Source organism: Microcystis wesenbergii NRERC-220 (assembly GCF_032027425.1).
Lineage (GTDB): Bacteria > Cyanobacteriota > Cyanobacteriia > Cyanobacteriales > Microcystaceae > Microcystis > Microcystis wesenbergii_A.
Genome location: NZ_JAVSJA010000001.1, coordinates 632,913 through 650,561 on the forward strand (window position 1 = coordinate 632,913; position 17,649 = coordinate 650,561).

General features: G+C 44.7%; 16 protein-coding genes. 7 read left to right on the forward strand and 9 right to left on the reverse strand.

Annotated elements, in window-relative coordinates; genetic code table 11:
* Positions 1-1,116, reverse strand: coding sequence for a type IV pilus assembly protein PilM (gene pilM / locus RAM70_RS03220; RefSeq protein ID WP_045361113.1), 1,116 nt, complete (start codon positions 1,114-1,116; stop codon positions 1-3).
* A gap of 654 nt (positions 1,117-1,770) precedes the next feature.
* Between pilM and RAM70_RS03225 the strand changes: the two genes are divergently transcribed.
* The 3 genes from RAM70_RS03225 (at position 1,771) to ilvC (ending at position 4,756) form a co-directional block, all read left to right on the forward strand.
* Positions 1,771-2,979, forward strand: coding sequence for a tetratricopeptide repeat protein (locus tag RAM70_RS03225; protein WP_080754336.1), 1,209 nt, complete (start codon positions 1,771-1,773; stop codon positions 2,977-2,979).
* Between the two features lie 126 nt (positions 2,980-3,105).
* On the forward strand, positions 3,106-3,234 hold the full coding sequence (locus tag RAM70_RS03230; protein ID WP_260441226.1) for a hypothetical protein: 129 nt from the start codon (positions 3,106-3,108) through the stop codon (positions 3,232-3,234).
* Positions 3,235-3,763: 529 nt separating this feature from the next.
* Entirely contained in the window at positions 3,764-4,756 is a 993-nt protein-coding gene (ilvC, locus tag RAM70_RS03235; protein WP_045361115.1) for a ketol-acid reductoisomerase, read from the forward strand.
* Here ilvC and RAM70_RS03240 read toward each other — a convergent pair.
* The 4 genes from RAM70_RS03240 to RAM70_RS03255 form a co-directional block, all read right to left on the reverse strand.
* Complete coding sequence (locus tag RAM70_RS03240; protein ID WP_045361117.1) at positions 4,753-4,995, reverse strand: hypothetical protein; 243 nt, start codon at positions 4,993-4,995, stop codon at positions 4,753-4,755. The two genes, ilvC and RAM70_RS03240, sit on opposite strands and share 4 nt — an antisense overlap.
* Positions 4,996-5,052: 57 nt before the next feature.
* On the reverse strand, positions 5,053-5,841 hold the full coding sequence (locus RAM70_RS03245; protein WP_045361119.1) for an ECF transporter S component: 789 nt from the start codon (positions 5,839-5,841) through the stop codon (positions 5,053-5,055).
* A gap of 493 nt (positions 5,842-6,334) precedes the next feature.
* Complete coding sequence (locus RAM70_RS03250) at positions 6,335-6,889, reverse strand: YqeG family HAD IIIA-type phosphatase (protein ID WP_045361120.1); 555 nt, start codon at positions 6,887-6,889, stop codon at positions 6,335-6,337.
* Between the two features lie 116 nt (positions 6,890-7,005).
* Positions 7,006-7,629 (reverse strand): class I SAM-dependent methyltransferase, encoded by a 624-nt coding sequence (locus RAM70_RS03255; protein ID WP_312672271.1) that lies wholly within the window; start codon positions 7,627-7,629, stop codon positions 7,006-7,008.
* A gap of 119 nt (positions 7,630-7,748) precedes the next feature.
* Here RAM70_RS03255 and hemH point away from each other — a divergent pair, with 119 nt between their 5' ends.
* Positions 7,749-8,912, forward strand: coding sequence for a ferrochelatase (gene hemH, locus RAM70_RS03260; protein ID WP_045361122.1), 1,164 nt, complete (start codon positions 7,749-7,751; stop codon positions 8,910-8,912).
* 92 nt (positions 8,913-9,004) lie between these two features.
* On the opposite strand, the gene RAM70_RS03265 is transcribed toward hemH, so the two are convergent.
* The 4 genes from RAM70_RS03265 to RAM70_RS03280 form a co-directional block, all read right to left on the reverse strand.
* The gene (locus tag RAM70_RS03265; protein ID WP_002739055.1) at positions 9,005-9,256 is read right to left on the reverse strand and encodes a DUF8653 family protein; all 252 of its coding nucleotides are present in this window, start codon (positions 9,254-9,256) and stop codon (positions 9,005-9,007) included.
* Between the two features lie 81 nt (positions 9,257-9,337).
* A protein-coding gene (gene prfB, locus RAM70_RS03270) for a peptide chain release factor 2 (RefSeq protein ID WP_152607030.1) occupies positions 9,338-10,463 on the reverse strand; the annotation gives its coding sequence in 2 pieces (ribosomal slippage) (positions 9,338-10,390 and positions 10,392-10,463; 1,125 coding nt in all).
* Between the two features lie 135 nt (positions 10,464-10,598).
* Positions 10,599-11,750 carry a DUF3747 domain-containing protein gene (locus tag RAM70_RS03275; RefSeq protein ID WP_045361126.1) on the reverse strand — a complete coding sequence of 384 codons (1,152 nt, stop codon included), beginning with the start codon at positions 11,748-11,750 and terminating at the stop codon, positions 10,599-10,601.
* Positions 11,751-12,529: 779 nt separating this feature from the next.
* Positions 12,530-12,790 carry a ribbon-helix-helix domain-containing protein gene (locus RAM70_RS03280; protein WP_045361252.1) on the reverse strand — a complete coding sequence of 87 codons (261 nt, stop codon included), beginning with the start codon at positions 12,788-12,790 and terminating at the stop codon, positions 12,530-12,532.
* A 171-nt stretch (positions 12,791-12,961) separates the two neighbouring features.
* Here RAM70_RS03280 and murD point away from each other — a divergent pair, with 171 nt between their 5' ends.
* From murD to RAM70_RS03295, 3 genes are all read left to right on the forward strand, one after another.
* Positions 12,962-14,311, forward strand: a complete 1,350-nt coding sequence (gene murD, locus RAM70_RS03285) for a UDP-N-acetylmuramoyl-L-alanine--D-glutamate ligase (protein WP_312672279.1) — start codon at positions 12,962-12,964, stop codon at positions 14,309-14,311.
* Positions 14,312-14,554: 243 nt separating this feature from the next.
* Positions 14,555-17,206 carry a family 10 glycosylhydrolase gene (locus RAM70_RS03290; protein WP_190380868.1) on the forward strand — a complete coding sequence of 884 codons (2,652 nt, stop codon included), beginning with the start codon at positions 14,555-14,557 and terminating at the stop codon, positions 17,204-17,206.
* A 215-nt stretch (positions 17,207-17,421) separates the two neighbouring features.
* The gene (locus RAM70_RS03295; RefSeq protein ID WP_288002636.1) at positions 17,422-17,637 is read left to right on the forward strand and encodes an NAD(P)H-quinone oxidoreductase subunit O; all 216 of its coding nucleotides are present in this window, start codon (positions 17,422-17,424) and stop codon (positions 17,635-17,637) included.
* The last annotated feature ends 12 nt before the right edge of the window (positions 17,638-17,649 follow it).

A 17,649-nucleotide genomic window follows, 5' to 3' on the forward strand; every position in this document is an offset into this window, starting at 1 on the left:
CTATACCTCCCGTAATCCTAAACCGAGAACTGTTCCTAACCCCGGTCTTCGGGTATTGGGAATCTCTTGATTGATATCTAAGTTTAGCGCTGCGATCGGATCGATTGGCATGGTGGGGACGCTGAGATGTCGGGTAAAATACTCGTCTAGTTGTGCTATTCCCCCCCCGGGACCGGCTAAAAGTAACTGGACGATTTCCAGTTGCTCACTTTGGTTAACATAGAAGTTAATCGATCGCCGCAATTCATCGGTTAATTCTCCTAAAACCCGCATCAGTGCCATTATCCCAGCGTTAGTAGAGACTTGCGAAGTGCCAGTATTGGTGCTAAGACTATCAAAGCCAGTAATCGGGATTGTCATCCCCAAAAGAATCTCAGGACTGCGAGAGGTGGGCAAATTCAGCGCCCTGGCCATGGCATTTTGTAGCTGGAAAGTACCGATGGGGACAGTGCGAGAAAATTGGGGAACTCCATCCACCACGATGGCAATTTCCGTGTTATCAAATTCTATATCGACAATCACGACGGCTTCATTGGAACTAAATTGTCGCAACTGTTCGCGAATTGTCCGAATTAGGGCAAAACTATTAATTTCTAGCACATCTACCTGTAATCCTGCCTGTTGGAAGGTTGACCTATAGGCATCGGTGATTTCCCGACGAGTGGCAACTAATAAGACTTGTACCTTTTCAATCCCGTCTTCACCCTGAAAGTAGCCCAGTTTTTGGTAGTCGAGATCCACTTCCTCGCGAGGATAGGGCAGATATAAACTGGCCTCATGATTTAAGACTGTATCGTGCAATTCCTGATCGTCCAATTCCGAGGGAATGGGGATAATCCGGATAATTGACTCGCGCATGGGGACACCAGTAGCGACTTGTTTGCTAGTAATTTGATTTTCCTTGAGTAATTCTTGGATTAATTGCGCTAAAGCGGGGGAATCGGCGATTTTTCCCTCCTCAAAGATGCCTTCCGGGATATCCGACGAACAATATTTAACTAATTTATAGTTTTGTCCCTGTTTGGCGATCTGAGCGACGTTAATGCGCTCTGGGGTAATCTCTAAGCCAACACCTGGAGATTTTCTTGTCAACAGCTTCTTAAAAAAACTTACCATAGATTTTCCTCGGCAGCTCTAAGGGAATTGGTGATTAACAAAGCAAACAATTTTTTGACCTGATTTCATCTAGTCCCGATCAAGGCAGTAAATCAGTCTATAAACGATCTTGACTGGGTAAATTACCCAGAAAAGGTGAAAATCGAGGAGTAGAGAACCTATTCCTGTACTCGCTACGGCGGATTCAGGCTCAGTCTGGTACATCTTCTAAGGGTCAAGGCTTATCCAATAAGGAGTTGTCTGTGCCAGATAGATAGAGGAACCGCCGTAACCCGATTATCTTTGTTCAGCTCGAGGTTAATCTCGAGGGGGTGAGAGGAGAGGAAGTGCCTATTGATGGTGACATTGTAATCAATTTTGGTGAAAGAACCAAGTCCAAGCTAAAAATCGGCCATTACCCCCCCCTTTTTTTCTACTCCACTAGATCAAGTCAGCTTTCCCTAGTTAGGGTTTGCGGCAAAAAGTTTTTCGTGGGGGCAGGGTGTCGGGTGTCGGGCATCGGGTTTTAAGCTAAGAGGCATTTTCACGGCCCGCCAATTCAAAAATGAAACGCAGGACTCCTCAAGACAAAAGTTCAAGAAATCTTAGAAGTTATTAAAATAATACAAAAATAAACTCAACGTAAACCTAAAACATTGCCAGGGAAAATCAATCATGTTTCTCCGTCCTTTCTCTATCTTAATCACCCTCTGTCTCGGTTTAGGCTTCCTTTCTCTCCCTGGGCCCGTTCAATCTTTACCTTTAAATGCGCTCGCTAAAGTCAATGCTGCCTCAACTGCTCTGGACTTTTTCAATCAGGGAGTAAAAAGATTACAACAAGGTGATCTAGAGGCTGCCATTAATAATTTTAATGAAGCCATTCGTCTTAATCCTAACTATGCTCAAGCCTATGGCAACAGAGGAATTGCCTATAGTCGTTTACAGCAATATGACCAATCCCTGGCTGATTATAACCAATTTATTCGCTTTAATCCCAATTCAGCAGCAGCTTACTATAACCGAGCAACTTTGTATGATAAATTGGGAGATTCTCAAAAAGCGATCGCCGATTATGATCCAGCAATACGACTGAATCCTAATTTCACTCAAGCAATTAGGGGCCGAGAAATTGCTCAGAATAAATTAAGAACACCTCAACAAAGTATCTCCAATACTAACGTACTCGCTCAATATTTTTCCAATGGAAGCACTGCTGAGAATTTTTTTGTTCAGGCGATGGATAAATATGACAAAGCAGATTTTGATGGTGCAATTGTCGATTTTAGCCAAGCGATTCAACTCAAACCCGACTATGCTCAAGCTTACATGGGCAGGGCAATGGCATATAAGGGTTTAGGAGATTTAGAAAATCAGATCACAGAGCTACGAAAAGCGGCAGAATTACTTCAAAAACAGGGAGATACAGATACGGAAATATACCAGACAACCATAGATTTAATCAAAGTAACTCAGGATTTGATCGATAGCATTCGATCAAATCCTAATTCTAAACTAGCCTTTGCCCAGTTCTTTTTAAATAAGGGAATAGAGGAATGGAAAAAAGGAGATTTTGTGCAAGCGATCGCAGGTTTTAACCTGGTGATACGTCTCAATCCTAACGATGCTAGTGCTTACCTTTTTCGAGGTAATGCCTATGGTCAATTAAAAGAATATCAAAAAGCGATCGCCGACTACACCCAAACTCTTCGCCTCGATCCTAACTATGCTGATGCTTACAACCTGCGAGGGCTTGTCTATGGAATGTCAGGAAACCGTCAAAAAGCGATCGCCGACTTGCAAAAAGCAGCCAATTTATATCGGCAACAGGGTGACACGGCAAAAGCTCAAAAAGTCTTAGATTTGTTGAAAGAATTACAGCAATAAACTCAAGGTAAACCTAAAACATTCGGCCCGTTTAATCTTTACCTTTAAATGCGATCGCTTAAGTCAATGCTGCCTCAACTGCTCAGGACTTTTTCCATCAGGGAGTAAAACAACGCCAATTCAAAAATGAAACGCACGACTCCTCAAGATTTAACAGAAAAAGGCTCATCGGGTATTGTCCGAATCAATACAACCCAAATTCCGCAGGTGGAAAAAGACAAAGGAAAAGACAGAAAAAGCCGAACAATTCACTAAATATAAATACTCAAGAAAGTCTCAGGGTGAGTGCAGCTAAAACTCTATTGACAATTGGTCAATTAGGTTTTGTCCCCTTAGATATTTCTGGCTAAAACTAAATATTTAGCCACGGTGTTAGGAACTAAGCTAAGACGCATTTAAACCGCTTACTCTTAGATTAGCCGAACCGCCCCCAATCCCTTTACTGTTGCCTTTTGCCTCTTGCCTCTTGCCTCGTCTCAACAAGCAATTTAAATTACGAACAGCTTAGCGTCGTCAGACGTGGATGTTGACACTCCCGTTGCCTAGTCGAGCCGTCAGGACTCAAACGGTAAGTCTGCCAAAGGAAGCGTCAAAAGCACAAAATCTGTGAGATTAGCGTTTCCAAAGCTAATCAAGCGCGAAGCGGATTAGCCTAGTTCATTTTTTCTAGACACTATTTTTTCGTGACTTCAGGAAACCGGCGATCAAATGCTTCTGACGGGCGTGATTTTCCCGTATAATTAGGAGTTTGCACAGTGACAAAAGAAGTTAAGGAGCGAGTTCGATGGCACGAATGTACTATGATGAGGATGCCAATTTAGATTTATTAGCGGGAAAAACGATCGCTATTATTGGTTATGGTTCCCAGGGTCATGCCCACGCATTAAATCTCAAGGATAGTGGCGTTAATGTGATTGTTGGTCTATATCCCGGCAGTAAATCGGCAATCAAAGCCAAAGAAGCTGGTATTCCGGTTTATGATGTGGCCGAAGCCGCTAAAATTGCCGACTGGATCATGATCCTCTTACCAGATGAAGTGCAGAAAACGATTTATATCAACGAAATTGCCCCGAATTTAAGCGCAGGCAAGGTGTTATCTTTTGCCCACGGCTTTAATATTCATTTCGGTCAAGTGGTTCCCCCAGATAATGTCGATGTGGTTATGGTTGCTCCCAAAGGACCTGGCCATCTCGTCCGTCGCACCTACGAACAAGGTCAAGGGGTCCCCTGTTTATTCGCCGTCTATCAAGATGCTACCGGCCAAGCACGCGATCGGGCAATGGCCTACGCTAAAGGTATCGGTGGCACTCGGGCCGGGGTTTTGGAAACCACTTTCCGCGAGGAGACAGAAACCGACCTTTTTGGCGAACAGGCAGTATTATGCGGCGGTTTAAGCGCTTTAATTAAAGCTGGCTTTGAAACCCTCGTGGAAGCCGGTTATCAGCCCGAATTAGCCTATTTTGAGTGTTTACACGAGGTAAAACTGATCGTCGATCTGATCGTCGAGGGCGGTTTGGCCAAAATGCGCGATAGTATTTCCAATACAGCCGAGTACGGTGACTATACTCGCGGTCCGCGGGTGGTGACGGAAGCGACTAAGGCCGAAATGCGAAAAATCCTCCGGGAAATTCAATCGGGACAATTCGCCAGAGAGTTTGTCCTCGAAAATCAAGCAGGTAAACCTGGATTCACTGCGATGCGTCGTCAAGAGGCAGAACATTCGATCGAAGAAGTCGGCCAAGATCTGCGGGCGATGATGAGTTGGCTAAAACGCTAGTTCTCTTTTTTTTCGGTGGAGGGTTGGACGCGACGCAGGAATTCTTCCTGTTGCGTCTCCCTCTGCTGACTGGGGGGTTCTGGGGTGGGTTTGGGCATTAGGGACACTATCAACCGATTAATTTGTTCTCTGGTATTGCGGCTATAGCTACTCCAAGGTCGAGGCAAAAAAATATCGCCGACGGTGACGAAACCGAGGGCACCAAAGAGTAGGATGACGGAAATAAATCTCTTAGGCATACTCTTGATGATTCGGCGCAAAAGTTTATTTATAACTGTTAGCCGATTATTTCCATTTTAGTAGATCGCCTCTCTTGATTTGACCAGACCGATCGCCCGTAAACCGGCAATCACACCACAACCGATCACCATACCGACAAAGGAACGAATCAGATTTTCTACGGGAACGATCCCAATTAAAGCGATCCAGACTTCTTCGGGCCAGTTAAAAATCGAGTAGGTAATGGCGACGACCCCTAAATGGGAGAGGCCGCTGGCGGTCCAGGTACCCCCAAAAATTCCCGCCGCTACTAGGACAAAATTGCTACCTTTGATCCAATGGGTAAAAAGAGTCCGGGTTGGTAGGATAAATAATACCAAAGCCGACCAATCGACGAAAGCCCCAGCAATAAAGATTCGTGGCGAAATGCCGTTCAGTCCGATCGCCCGGTTAGCGTAGATAAACAGGGGAATCAGAAAAATTAACGTTAATCCTAACCACCAATAACGGCGTTTTTTGCCTAAAACCATCGTTCCCGCCACAAAACTGGCTATAATTGCCCCAAAGACCGAAATAGCGGGAATTCCTGCCGTGTAGGGGGCGAGGAAAGCCCCAATTAAGGCCCCGATGCCACCAGCGATCGCTCCAGCGATCGGGCCGAGTAACCAACCCAAGAGGGGAAAAACCGCTTGACTGAGGGGCATACTACCGCCGGAAGCGAGGACAATCGAGAAGGGAATAAAAGAAAGGGTAGTGACAATGGCGGCTAAGACGACAATATAGGCGATCGGCGCACCATCAATAGCGGCACTACTGACAGCTTCCACTTTGCGTTCTTCCCCTTCGGGGATAATATCTAGGGTCATAAGCTGTTAAGAATTTAAATTGCTTGTTGGGATCAGGCAAGAGGCACTCTTGCAAGAGGCAACACCACCCCAACCCCCCCGACGTCGGGGTGGCAAGGGGGGGGAGATTTCAGCCTATCATCCTCTGGTTTGATCTTCTTCGGGCAATGATTGATTTTTTCGATAAGACCGCACGGTAATGTGATCTAAATCCGTTGAGTATAGGCTACATATCAGGACAGGCAAGAGGCACTCTTGCAAGAGGCAAGAGGCACTCTTGCAAAACGGAGAATAAATAATCAGTTTTTAATAACCGGATTTAGTATGACATCCAAACAGATAAAACTAAAAAACAGTAGCACCAGCTTTTGGCGTATATCCGCAAAAACTGGCACCGTCTATCTACTGACTTTCATATATTTAAGGTCTTTATCTTGGCTGACCTCATTTCAAATTATCTATAGTATCTCCTACTTTTCGCTATTTCCCTCTATACTTAATTATTTTTTAATATTTACTTTTGTGAGGATTGGTCAGGTTTGATTAAGTAATGCTGCGGATGGAGGGAAACGCCGAGAATTTGTGATATCCACACCTCAAAATCGTGGATTGGATAAGCTTGCCCCCCCGTCAAGGGATTTACCATTGGTTTCACCAGAATGGTAAACATTCCCAGACGATTTCCCGCTAAAACATCGGTAAACAAGCGATCGCCAACCATAGCAATTTGTTGGGGGGGAAGTCCCATGGCTGCCATCGCTTGCCGAAGTTTGCGTCGAGAGGGTTTCACCGCACCGAGAAGGTAGGGAAGTTGTAAATTATCAGCGATCGCACCGATCCGATTTTCACTCAGATTATTGCTGACCAACCAAATCGGTAGATAAAGACGCAAGGAATCGACCCAACGCTGTAAATCCTCAGAAACCGTGGTTTCCTGGAGGGGAACAAGGGTGTCGTCCACATCGAGAATCAATCCCTTAATCTGACGCTGACTCAAAATCTCCAGACTGAGACCGAGAATCGTATCCCCTAAAATTAAATCAGGTTGTAGAATTTTTGCTCTAGTCATTAACTTCTCAAAAATAACTGGCACTGAGTCGATCAAACTCAGCTTGATCAAAAAACCGTTGCCTTATTTAGTATAAATGACCGACTGCCTCTGAAAATCTTCCCCGGTCAATCCCTTCACTTGGCCGCTTGAATCACCTGTAAACTGCCACCAGCGTATAATTTTTGTTGACAATCACGAAAACCGAGCGCCTGTAAAGATTGGATCAGATCCGTATCGATAAATTGCCAAGCGGTATGGGTTTCAAATAATTGCAAAAATAGGGCCAAAGAAGGCCAAAAAAGCGGGTTAGTGGGTCGATGAAAATCCACGAGGGCAAAAATTCCCCCCGGTCTGAGAACTCGATACACTTCTTTAAGGATTTCCTGTAACTGCTCCGGTTCCATTTCGTGGAGAGCGGTGCTAGTATGCACAAGGGCGAATTCTCCGGCACTAAAGGGCATTTTTTCGGCTAATCCCTCCACATAATGCGCTTGCGGCACCGCTAAACTAGCTCGCTCCAGGGCCCGGGGAGAGACATCTAAACCGGTACAGCGATCGGATAGGGGTACTAAATAACGGGTGGTTTGACCCGCACCACAACAGAGATCGAGGATAGGGTCATTTTTAGCGATTTTTAAACCTTCTAGGGCCAATTGCCGAAAACGGTTTTCCCCACCCACCGCTAGGGCAGCCAGACGGGAGATACCATCGTAAAGCCATTGATATTGATAACTGAGGGGACGTAAAATTGTAGCCAAGATCAACCTCCAAGATTTGATTAAGTTCTCTGTAGCCTGTAATTTGTTTTAACGGTTCCACCGATATATTGTTAAACTTGGTAAAGAATCTGAAAATTTAAAAATTATCTGTTAACACTATGGGTCGCGTTGGCGTTTTATTATTAAATTTGGGTGGGCCGGAGCGGTTAGAGGATGTGCGTCCTTTTCTATTTAACCTTTTTTCTGACCCAGAGATCATCCGTTTACCGATCAAAGGATTACAAAAACCGTTAGCTTGGTTAATATCGACGCTAAGAGCGAGTAAATCCAGGGAAAATTACCGTCAGATTGGTGGTGGCTCCCCTTTACTCAAGATTACGGAAGCACAGGCCACGGCACTGCAACAACGTCTCGCGGAAATGGGGCGCGAGGTGAGCGTTTATATCGGGATGCGTTACTGGAATCCCTTCACCGAAGAGGCGATCGAGCGGATTAAACGGGATCATATCAAAAAATTGGTTATTCTTCCCCTTTATCCCCAATTTTCCATCAGCACCAGTGGTTCCAGTTTTCGTGTACTGGAGGAAATGTGGCAGCAGGATCCCTATCTGCGTTTGACGGAATATACTCTCATCCCCTCTTGGTACGATCATCCCACTTATCTGAGCGCTATGGCGGATCTGATTGCGCGAGAATTAGAGCAGTGTCCTAATCCTGACCAAGTACATATCTTTTTTAGCGCCCATGGTGTCCCCCAAAGTTATGTGGAGGAAGCGGGAGATCCTTATCAAAGGGAAATTGAAGAATGCACTAGGGCGATCATGCGTACGCTAAACCGACCCAATCAGTACACTTTAGCCTATCAAAGTCGCGTCGGTCCGGTGGAATGGCTAAAACCCTATACTGAAGATGCTTTAAAAGGGTTGGGAGAGCAGGGAATTAAGCATTTACTGGTCGTGCCGATTAGCTTTGTCTCGGAACATATCGAAACTCTGCAAGAAATTGATATAGAGTACCGAGAAGTGGCGGAAGAAGCGGGAATTGAACATTTTCAGCGAGTACCGGCTCTTAACACTCACCCGATGTTTATCGAATCTCTCTCCCAGTTAGTGGTCAAATCCTTAGAGGAAAAACCCACCACTTTCGAGCAAATTACCCATCCGAAAGCGAATATGAAAATGTATCCCCAGGAGCGTTGGGAATGGGGGATGACAACGGCAGCTGAGGTGTGGAATGGTCGATTAGCGATGATCGGTTTTCTGGCAATTATTATCGAATTAATTACCGGTCAAGGACCGTTACATTTTGTTGGTTTATTATAACCTCGATCTTCGCTGCCATTGCTTTTGATGGTAACTACCAAAATAAGGTTGGGTTTAACTATATTTAACCCAACCATTGGCGATTTTATCTCTTAGGACATCATATTAGCAGAACGAACATTAACGTTAACTTCTAGCCTGCCATTGCCGAGCATATCTAACCCAGTGACGCTAAACAGATTAGCTTTAATCCCCCTTTCCTGAAAATTAGCCTGTAATTCTTTGATGAGAACCTCTTCCACTTTCCCTTCATCATCTGCTAGAGCTTGGACGATTTTAGCGGCGAAAGAGCCAATTTTTGCGCTCAATATTTCTTCCACATTGGTAATCTCGATAATAACCATTGATTTTTCTTCTTAGTAGAGGACAAATAGCTTAACAAGCAATAAGAACAGAATTTGCAAGAAAATAGAGCTGCTCTCATCTTAGGAATCAGTATAACCCGCACTGTTCCCGCCCAAACGTAAATAGGCTTCAATAAAGCTATCTAAATCCCCATTCATTACCCCGGTAACATCAGTGGTTTCCACATTACTGCGGAGATCCTTAACTAATTGATAGGGATGAAAAACATAGTTACGGATTTGATTGCCCCAAGCGGCCTCCACCATATCGCCGCGAATTTCGGCGATCGCTTGAGCCTGTTGTTCCCGAGCGATAATTAACAATTTCGCCTTTAATAAAGCTAGGGCTTTTTCTTTATTTTGTAATTGCGATCGCTCTTGGGTACAACGCACAGCGATACCTGTGGGAAGATGAACTACACGCACGGCAGTTTCCACTTTATTAACATTTTGTCCACCTTTTCCCCCCGATCTAGTGGTGGTAATTTCTAAATCTTTATCGGGAATTTCTACCCTCACCGCATCATCGCCCAAAATTGGCATCACTTCCACCCCGGCGAAACTGGTTTGACGTTTACCATTAGCATTAAAAGGGGATATTCTTACTAACCGATGGGTGCCTTTTTCTCCTTTCAGATAACCGTAAGCATAAGTTCCGGCAATTTCAATTGTCACCGATTTAATTCCCGCTTCATCTCCTTCTGATATTTCCGCTAAAGTGACTTTATAACCCTGTTTCTCGGCCCAGCGAGAATACATTCTCAGGAGCATTTCTGTCCAATCCTGGGCATCGGTTCCCCCGGCCCCCGCATTAATCGTTAAAACTGCTCCTTTTGGGTCGTAGGGACCATTTAAAAGCTGTTGCAATTCCCAATGATCGAGGTCATGCTGTAAATGAGTTAAATTGTCCGTCGCTTCTTCTAGTAAAGTTCGATCGGACTCTAATTCTAATAACTCGATAATTGCCTTGGTATCTTCTAATTGTTCACACCAACCCTGATAGGTTTCTAAAGAAGATTTACATTCGTTTAGTTCTTGCAGGGTTTTTTGAGCAGTATCGGGATTATCCCAAAAAGTGGGGACGGCTGCCACCTGTTCTAAGTCTTTAATTTTCGCCCTTAAAGTGGGTAAGTCAAAGATAGTCCTGGGTTTTACCCAGGCGCAATCCTACTATCTCGATACCTTTTTTTAGTTCCGATATTTCCATGTTATCAGTTAAGTAAGTGGTTCTAATTAAACGATAGATTTTGGGTTCGATCCCCCCTGCCCCCCTTGATAAGGGGGGTGCCGATCCCCCCTTAATCCCCCCTTAATAAGGGGGGCATCTAACAATTTTTAAAGGCTAAAATGGTACGATCGATCCGCGCAGGGGGGCAAGAGTTTGTAAAGCGTTTTCAGCCTTATCGCGACTGCTAAACGCGCCTATTTGCCAGACGCGACGACCTTGGTGGGAAGTGGGGAAAGCGTCGGGATAGAGAGAACGAACCTTAGTGCGATCGCTTTCGGTTTTAGCTTCAATTACTACTTTAAAGCCTTTGCGGCCACTATTGCTCATATTACCACTACTGGGATTAGCAGCCGGTCGATTAAAAGTAATCACATCCGATAAACTTCTCTGATTGCCTAGGTTGCGCGGCGGCGGTGGTGGTACAATTGCATTATTATTCTGAGCATTGGCTTGCCCTGAGCCAAGTCGAAGGGGAGGAGTCAGGGGAGGTAAATTAGGGGTAACAGGGGTCTGTGGCGTAAAATTTGGCTCTGGTACTGGATTAGTGACCCCTGGCCGAGGATTGCTCTGTACTGCTGTTTCTGCAGCCGTAAAGGTATATTCTCGCACTTCGGGATTAGCAGCAGGATTAACCGGTGTTTCTGCTTTGACGGATTCTCTGGGGAGGGGTGTGGGGGGGATAGACGATTGGGTACCCGCGAGTAATTCCGGGGGAGGATTGAAATTGGGACTATCGGCAGTTAGATAGATATGACTGAGATTTTGACTGGCTAGACTGCGTTTAGTAAAGCGCCAGCCATCGATGAGATAAATTTGCATTAAACCGGTCCCTAAACCTTTTGTCCGTCCAATAATTACCTCCGATTGCCTGGGATTGCGGGGGGTTCCCACGAGGACTAATTCCCCGTTGCGTTGTACGATACGCAGCAGGTATTCTAAACCGTAATCTTTGCCCTGAATGCGAAGGGAATAACCGTTACTGTCGGTGGCCCGTTCACAACTGCCGGTAAAATCGAAATCGAGGAGCAGAGGCTGAACAATGGTCGGTTCTGTGCCATTTACCGCCCAACATTGGCGTTTTCCTGGGATTTGTTGCAAAATCAGTAAATCGTATTTACCGTTACCGTAGGGTCGGGCAATAGCGATAAAATCCTCTTGATTAACTTCTCGTTGTTCAAAGAGAGTCGCTTGACTAGGTGTAGTCAGGAGACAACCCCCCAGAAGTGAAAACAGTAGGGTAAATTTTAAGGATGATTTTAGATTCATAAATAGAGTGCGTTGTTATGGAGATCGTACTTGCATTTATTTTATCGATCTAGACGCAAGCGAGAGAATTTTGTTTTCCTAGGGGAAATAGTTTTAAGTAGTCGTGCAAAATTAATTTCCTAGTCGAGACAGGAGACGGTCGTCAGGAGACGGTCGTCAGGAGACGGGGACTCCGGGACAGCTATCAGGGATCAGATTTGAATTTTTAGTTCACTGTTTACTGGTCACAGCAAAAAGCTTTTGGCTGACGGGTGACGGCTTGGATGTGTAATTAATTTTGCTTAGGTACTTATGATTCAGTCGTCAGCTTTTTAGCTATCAGCCGTCAGCCATCAGGAAAGGCAATCATGCCAATTGAAAGGTCTTGGAGTCTGTCCAATTCTGCTGGATTTTTGCTAAGGATTTATTTTATCTCGGAGAATAAAGCTTCTAAGTCTTGACGACCGCTAAGTAGTCGTGCAAAATTAATTTCCTAGTGAAGATAGGCAAGAGGCACTCTTGCAAGAGGCAAGAGGTGTTTAGATATGTGTAATTAATTTTGCTTAGGTACTTAACTATTCTTAAAATCTCTACTGTGTCATCAATAACTCAAGAGAAAATAATATATCCATCTAAAGGTAAACCTCTCAAGGATGGTCTAATATGACTGTAACTACGTCCTCAATTGGGAAATTGTGCTAATTGTTGACACTTTGGGGAAAATTTTATCAATAGTTTTTCCCCAGCTTCCACGTTTAAATCTTGACTGGCTGATGGGGCAATAATATAAAGATTCATGATTAGGATTGACGCTCTTTCTGAAATTTTTCTAAAATATTGTTGATAACCGTTTCGACCTCTAATCCTTCCCCGTTGTCTAATTCGGCTACAGCAATATCAATTTGATGACCAGTTTCTTCTCGCCATTGTAAATAATCTTCATTGATGGTGTCCAGCAAGTGTAAAGCGGTATCTATGAGCTGCTCTACATGATCAAATCTGCCACTTTTTAACTGTTCTTCGATAAATTTTTCTTGATTGGGTTTTAGTTGAATATTCATACTAATTTTTGTCAGTTCAAGGACTAAATTATAAGCATTCTATTTTATTAGACTGCAAGGAGCAGACAGAATAGACTAAGATTATCGCTTATCTAGGGGCAGAAATAAGGTAACAATCCACAGTAGGATAGAGATTGCTAAAAATTGACTCTTGAGTAGAGTGGCAACAAGATGGCGAAAGCGGCGATTATTGGATTGGGAAGATCGGGAATAGCAGCGGCAAGATGCTTAAAACGGGATGGTTGGCAGGTGACATTAAGCGATCGCTCCGATTCTCCCAGTTTACAAGCAACCAAAACCAATCTGGAAAGGGAAGGAATTATTGTCAATCTTGGTCAAAATCTCAGTCTAGAGGCTTCGGACTTGCCCGATCTTATCGTGGTTAGCCCCGGCGTGCCTTGGGATGCCCCGATTTTAATTACCGCTAGAGAAAAAGGCATCGATACGATCGGAGAATTAGAATTAGCTTGGCGTTATCTGCAATCTTCTCCTTGGTTGGGGATTACGGGAACTAACGGCAAAACCACCACCACCGCCCTCTGTGCCGCTATTTTTCAAAAAGCGGGGTTAAATGCCCCTTCCTGCGGTAATATCGGCTATGCTGCCTGTGAATTGGCTTTAAAAGCCGATCAATACGATTGGATTATTGCGGAGATTAGTAGTTATCAGATCGAGTCTAGTCGGGATTTATCGCCGAAAATCGGCATCTGGACAACTTTTACCCCCGATCACCTCAGTCGTCATCAAACCCTGGCAAATTATTATCAGATTAAAGCCTCTTTACTGCAAAGAAGCGATCGCCAAATCCTCAACGGTGATGATCCCTATCTGCGTCAAATCGGTGTTAGTCAATGGCAACAAGCTTACTGGACTTCTGTGCAGGGCAAAGATGCGCTTTTGGGCGATCCTAGTCGTGGTGTTTATCTGCAAGATAACTGGATCGTGGCTTTTGGGGAGTTAATTGCCCCAGTTAATCTCCTGAAAATGGTGGGTAGTCACAATCAGCAGAATTTGCTTATGGCTGTGGCCGCCGCTAGATTGGCAGGAATCGAGAAAAAAGCCATTACCGAAGCGATCGCCACTTTCCCCGGAGTTGCCCATCGCTTAGAGTATATTTGTACTTATAAAGGACTAGACTTTATTAATGATAGTAAAGCAACTAACTACGATGCGGCCGCAGTAGGCTTACAATCCGTCCCGAGTCCGGTGATTTTAATCGCGGGGGGAGAAGCGAAAGCAGGGGATGATCGGGCTTGGATCGCTGAAATTAAGGCAAAAGTCGCCACTGTGCTGCTTATTGGTGACGCTGCCGCCGATTTTGCCCGTCGTTTACAGTCAGCTGGTTATCAAGATTATGAATGTGTAGAAACGATGGACAGGGCAGTTCAACGCGCAGCCGAACTAGGACTGGCAAAAGAGGCTAAAGTGGTGTTATTATCCCCCGCTTGCGCTAGTTTTGACCAATACCAAAGTTTTGAACATCGCGGCGATCACTTTCGGCAATTGTCTCTACAGTTGTAGGGAGATGGGGAATAGGGAAGTGGGGGAATGGGGAAGTGGGGGAGTAGGGAAGTGGGGAATTTCAACTAAAACCCCAACACCCTAACACCCTAAAACCCTAACACCCTAAAACCCTAACACCCCAATACCCTGAAACCCTGTTGCCGACAGCTAAGACGCAATTTTTGTTCCCAAAGATACTCTTTTTTGGCTAAGTTGGGTAAAATCAGGAGGAGTTAACCAAAAAAATTAAGAGAAAAAAACGTGCTGGGATCGTCCTTCCGTCTTGATCATCTTTTTAACAAGCCCCTAATTGCCGGTCTCTTGTCCTGTGTGGGTGTCTTGCTGCCGATCCCAGTTTTAGCGACACCGGTGGCAGTGTTAAAAAGTCAAGAAAATGCCAATCAATGGACAGCTATCACCAATCGTTTGCAAAATGTCGGCGTTAATTACTGCATTCTCCAGAGTAATCAGTGGCAAACTGACAAGGATTTAAATAAAATTAAGGTTCTCATCATCCCCAACGTCGAGACTATTTCCGGTTTACAAGCTGGTGTCTTGAGTCGTTGGCTTAATCGCGGTGGTAAAATTATTGTCACCGGTCCGGCGGGGAATCTTTCGGAACCTGCTGTGCGTAATCAACTGCGATCGCTATTTGGGGCCTACTGGGCCTATCCCCACTCCCAAGCTTACACCCTGCGGCCGACTAATTTAGGTGAATTGAAAAACCAAAAACCTTTAGCCAGCAGTCTCCTCGGTGGTGTGGTTATCCCCACGGGAGTTAATAGCCAAACCGTTGCCGTCTGGGGGGCGCGCAATAATCCCCCCGCCGTTGTCCTCAATAATAACTCGATCTTTCTCGGTTGGCGCTGGGGCAGCGATGCCGTCGCTAATCTCGCCCTCGATAGCGCTTGGCTAGAAACCGCCCTGCAACGCTACGGCATTAATCGCAGTTCTTCTCTTAACACAATTGCGCCCTATTGTCAAGGCCAATCAACAATAGTTAATAATATTAATAATACCCCAACAGCGATCTCGCGTAGCGAGCGCGTTGCGACCGCACCCCGTCGCCCTCTACCGCAGATTTCAGAAAATCCCCCCAGGGAAACGGCGAGATTAAGTCCGAGTACCGGGCAAATTCCCCCCAAAGCGAGCCTAACTCCCCAACAAATTAGCCAGATGACTGCGGAATTGCAGGGATTAATCGGGCGTTATGGGGTGACTCTCTTAGCTTCAGAGGCCAGTAATAGTAATATATCCAATACTGATAAATCCTTAGCACAAGCATTTCATAATCGTGGGAAAAATTCCCCCACCACAGATACAGCCAGACGATTCCGTTTAGCTCTAGAAAATGCCCAAGGAACCTTAAATAATTTTCAGAATTTAATCGTCCAGGGTTCCTATACCCAAGCGAGGGAATTTTGGTTACAAGCGCGGCGAAATCTTTGGGATAATTATCCCACTAATCGACAATTTGCCCAACCAGAAATACGGGCAATGTGGTTAGATCGAGGCACGATCGTAGAAGCTAAAAACGAGGAGGATTTAGCTAAAGTATTCGATCGCATGGCGGCAGCGGGTATTAATGTGGTCTTTTTCGAGACAGTTAATGCTAGTTATACTATTTATCCCAGTCAAGTTGCCCCCGAACAAAACCCTTTAACTAGAGGTTGGGATCCCCTTAAAGTTGCCGTTAAATTAGCCCATGAACGCAATATGGAAATCCACGCCTGGGTGTGGGTTTTTGCGGCGGCTAATCAAGCTCATAATAAAGTATTAGGGCAACCATTAGATTATCTGGGTCCAGTTTTATCGCGTAATCCCGATTGGCGGGCAACTAATAAAAGTGGTGGTTCTTTTGATTACAGTCAAGGCACGAAAAAAGCCTTTTTTGATCCTGCTAATCCCGACGTACAGAACTATCTTTTATCTCTTTACGAGGAAATTGTCAAGAATTACGATGTGGATGGCTTGCAGTTAGATTATATTCGCTATCCCTTCCAGAGTCAAAATTCTCATCAAACCTATGGTTATGGTAAATCCAGCCGTTGGTTATTTAAACAAATGACAGGAGTTGATCCCATTACTTTAAATACCCGGGGTGCTTTATGGGAACAATGGACTAGCTTTAAAATCCGTCAGGTTGATACTTTTGTCTCGCAAGTTTCCACTCGATTAAAACAGATCCGCCCCCACTTAAAAATGTCGGCGGCGGTGTTTCCCCTAGAACAAAAAGAACGATTATATCGTATTCAACAAAACTGGGAAGAATGGGGACAAAATCAATGGATAGACCTGATATTTTTAATGACTTATGCGCTCGATACAGGGACTTTAGAAGATAAAACCCAGTCTTTATTTGATCGCCAAATAGCAGGAAATGCTCTGATTATACCCGGTATCCGTCTGTTAAAAGTACCCGATCAAGTCACCATCGATCAACTACAATTTATTCGCAATCTTCCCACTTCGGGATTCGCTCTTTTTGCCACAGAAAATCTCAATCCCAACCTGCAAACAATTCTTAATCGCATTCAGGGATCGATAATTACGAAAAAAGCCGAACCTTTACCCCACCGTCAACCCTTTAAAACGGCAGCATCGCGGTTTAATTTCCTGCGTCAAGAGTGGAGTTTTTTAATAACGAATAATTTATGGGCAATGGAGGAGCTAACCTTAAAAACTTGGGGGCAAGAAGTGGACGAAATGGCTAATTTATTAGAGCAATTAGCTAATAATCCCAGCCCTCGCAATTGGACTTTAACTCAAAATGCCTTAAAGCGATTTAGCTATCAATTTAAATCTGTGATGTCCCGACAAAAAGATTTATCTCCCTATCAAATACAAGTCTGGGAAAATCGCCTCGCCACCCTACAAGGTCTCTTAAGTTATGGTCAAAGGGTTGAGTTTTAATTAGGGTTTGCCCAAAAAGTTTATTGGTGGAGTTAGGAGACAGGATTCAGGAGACAGGATTCAGGAGACAGGAGACAGCTTTTATTTATTCTCCCCACTCCCCAATTCATAATTCATCATTGCCACACCCCACATTCTACACTCTCTTGTCAGAGGCCCGCCGGAATATGTAACAATTTATGGGAGAAACCCCAAGCAAATTTAACGAGAAAAACATGGCAGCTACAATTAAGAAAGGAGCTTTAGTCCGCGTGGTGACGGGAAACCTAGAAAATAGCCTCGAAGCCCTAGCCAGCGATCGCCGTTTACCCAGTTATATGTTCAACTCGACAGCAGAAGTCTTGGATATAAAAGATGATTACGCTTTGGTTAAATTCTACGTTCCTACCCCCAGTGTGTGGCTAAAGCTCGAACAACTGGAACCCGCCTGATGAGGAATTGCC

Excerpts from the sequence above, each read along its gene's own strand:
- pilM (WP_045361113.1), bottom strand. The coding sequence starts at position 1,116 with ATGGTAAGTTTTTTTAAGAAGCTGTTGACAAGAAAATCTCCAGGTGTT.
- RAM70_RS03225 (WP_080754336.1), top strand. The coding sequence starts at position 1,771 with ATGTTTCTCCGTCCTTTCTCTATCTTAATCACCCTCTGTCTCGGTTTA.
- RAM70_RS03230 (WP_260441226.1), top strand. The coding sequence starts at position 3,106 with ATGAAACGCACGACTCCTCAAGATTTAACAGAAAAAGGCTCATCGGGT.
- ilvC (WP_045361115.1), top strand. The coding sequence starts at position 3,764 with ATGGCACGAATGTACTATGATGAGGATGCCAATTTAGATTTATTAGCG.
- RAM70_RS03240 (WP_045361117.1), bottom strand. The coding sequence starts at position 4,995 with ATGCCTAAGAGATTTATTTCCGTCATCCTACTCTTTGGTGCCCTCGGT.
- RAM70_RS03245 (WP_045361119.1), bottom strand. The coding sequence starts at position 5,841 with ATGACCCTAGATATTATCCCCGAAGGGGAAGAACGCAAAGTGGAAGCT.
- RAM70_RS03250 (WP_045361120.1), bottom strand. The coding sequence starts at position 6,889 with ATGACTAGAGCAAAAATTCTACAACCTGATTTAATTTTAGGGGATACG.
- hemH (WP_045361122.1), top strand. The coding sequence starts at position 7,749 with ATGGGTCGCGTTGGCGTTTTATTATTAAATTTGGGTGGGCCGGAGCGG.
- RAM70_RS03265 (WP_002739055.1), bottom strand. The coding sequence starts at position 9,256 with ATGGTTATTATCGAGATTACCAATGTGGAAGAAATATTGAGCGCAAAA.
- RAM70_RS03275 (WP_045361126.1), bottom strand. The coding sequence starts at position 11,750 with ATGAATCTAAAATCATCCTTAAAATTTACCCTACTGTTTTCACTTCTG.
- RAM70_RS03280 (WP_045361252.1), bottom strand. The coding sequence starts at position 12,790 with ATGAATATTCAACTAAAACCCAATCAAGAAAAATTTATCGAAGAACAG.
- murD (WP_312672279.1), top strand. The coding sequence starts at position 12,962 with ATGGCGAAAGCGGCGATTATTGGATTGGGAAGATCGGGAATAGCAGCG.
- RAM70_RS03295 (WP_288002636.1), top strand. The coding sequence starts at position 17,422 with ATGGCAGCTACAATTAAGAAAGGAGCTTTAGTCCGCGTGGTGACGGGA.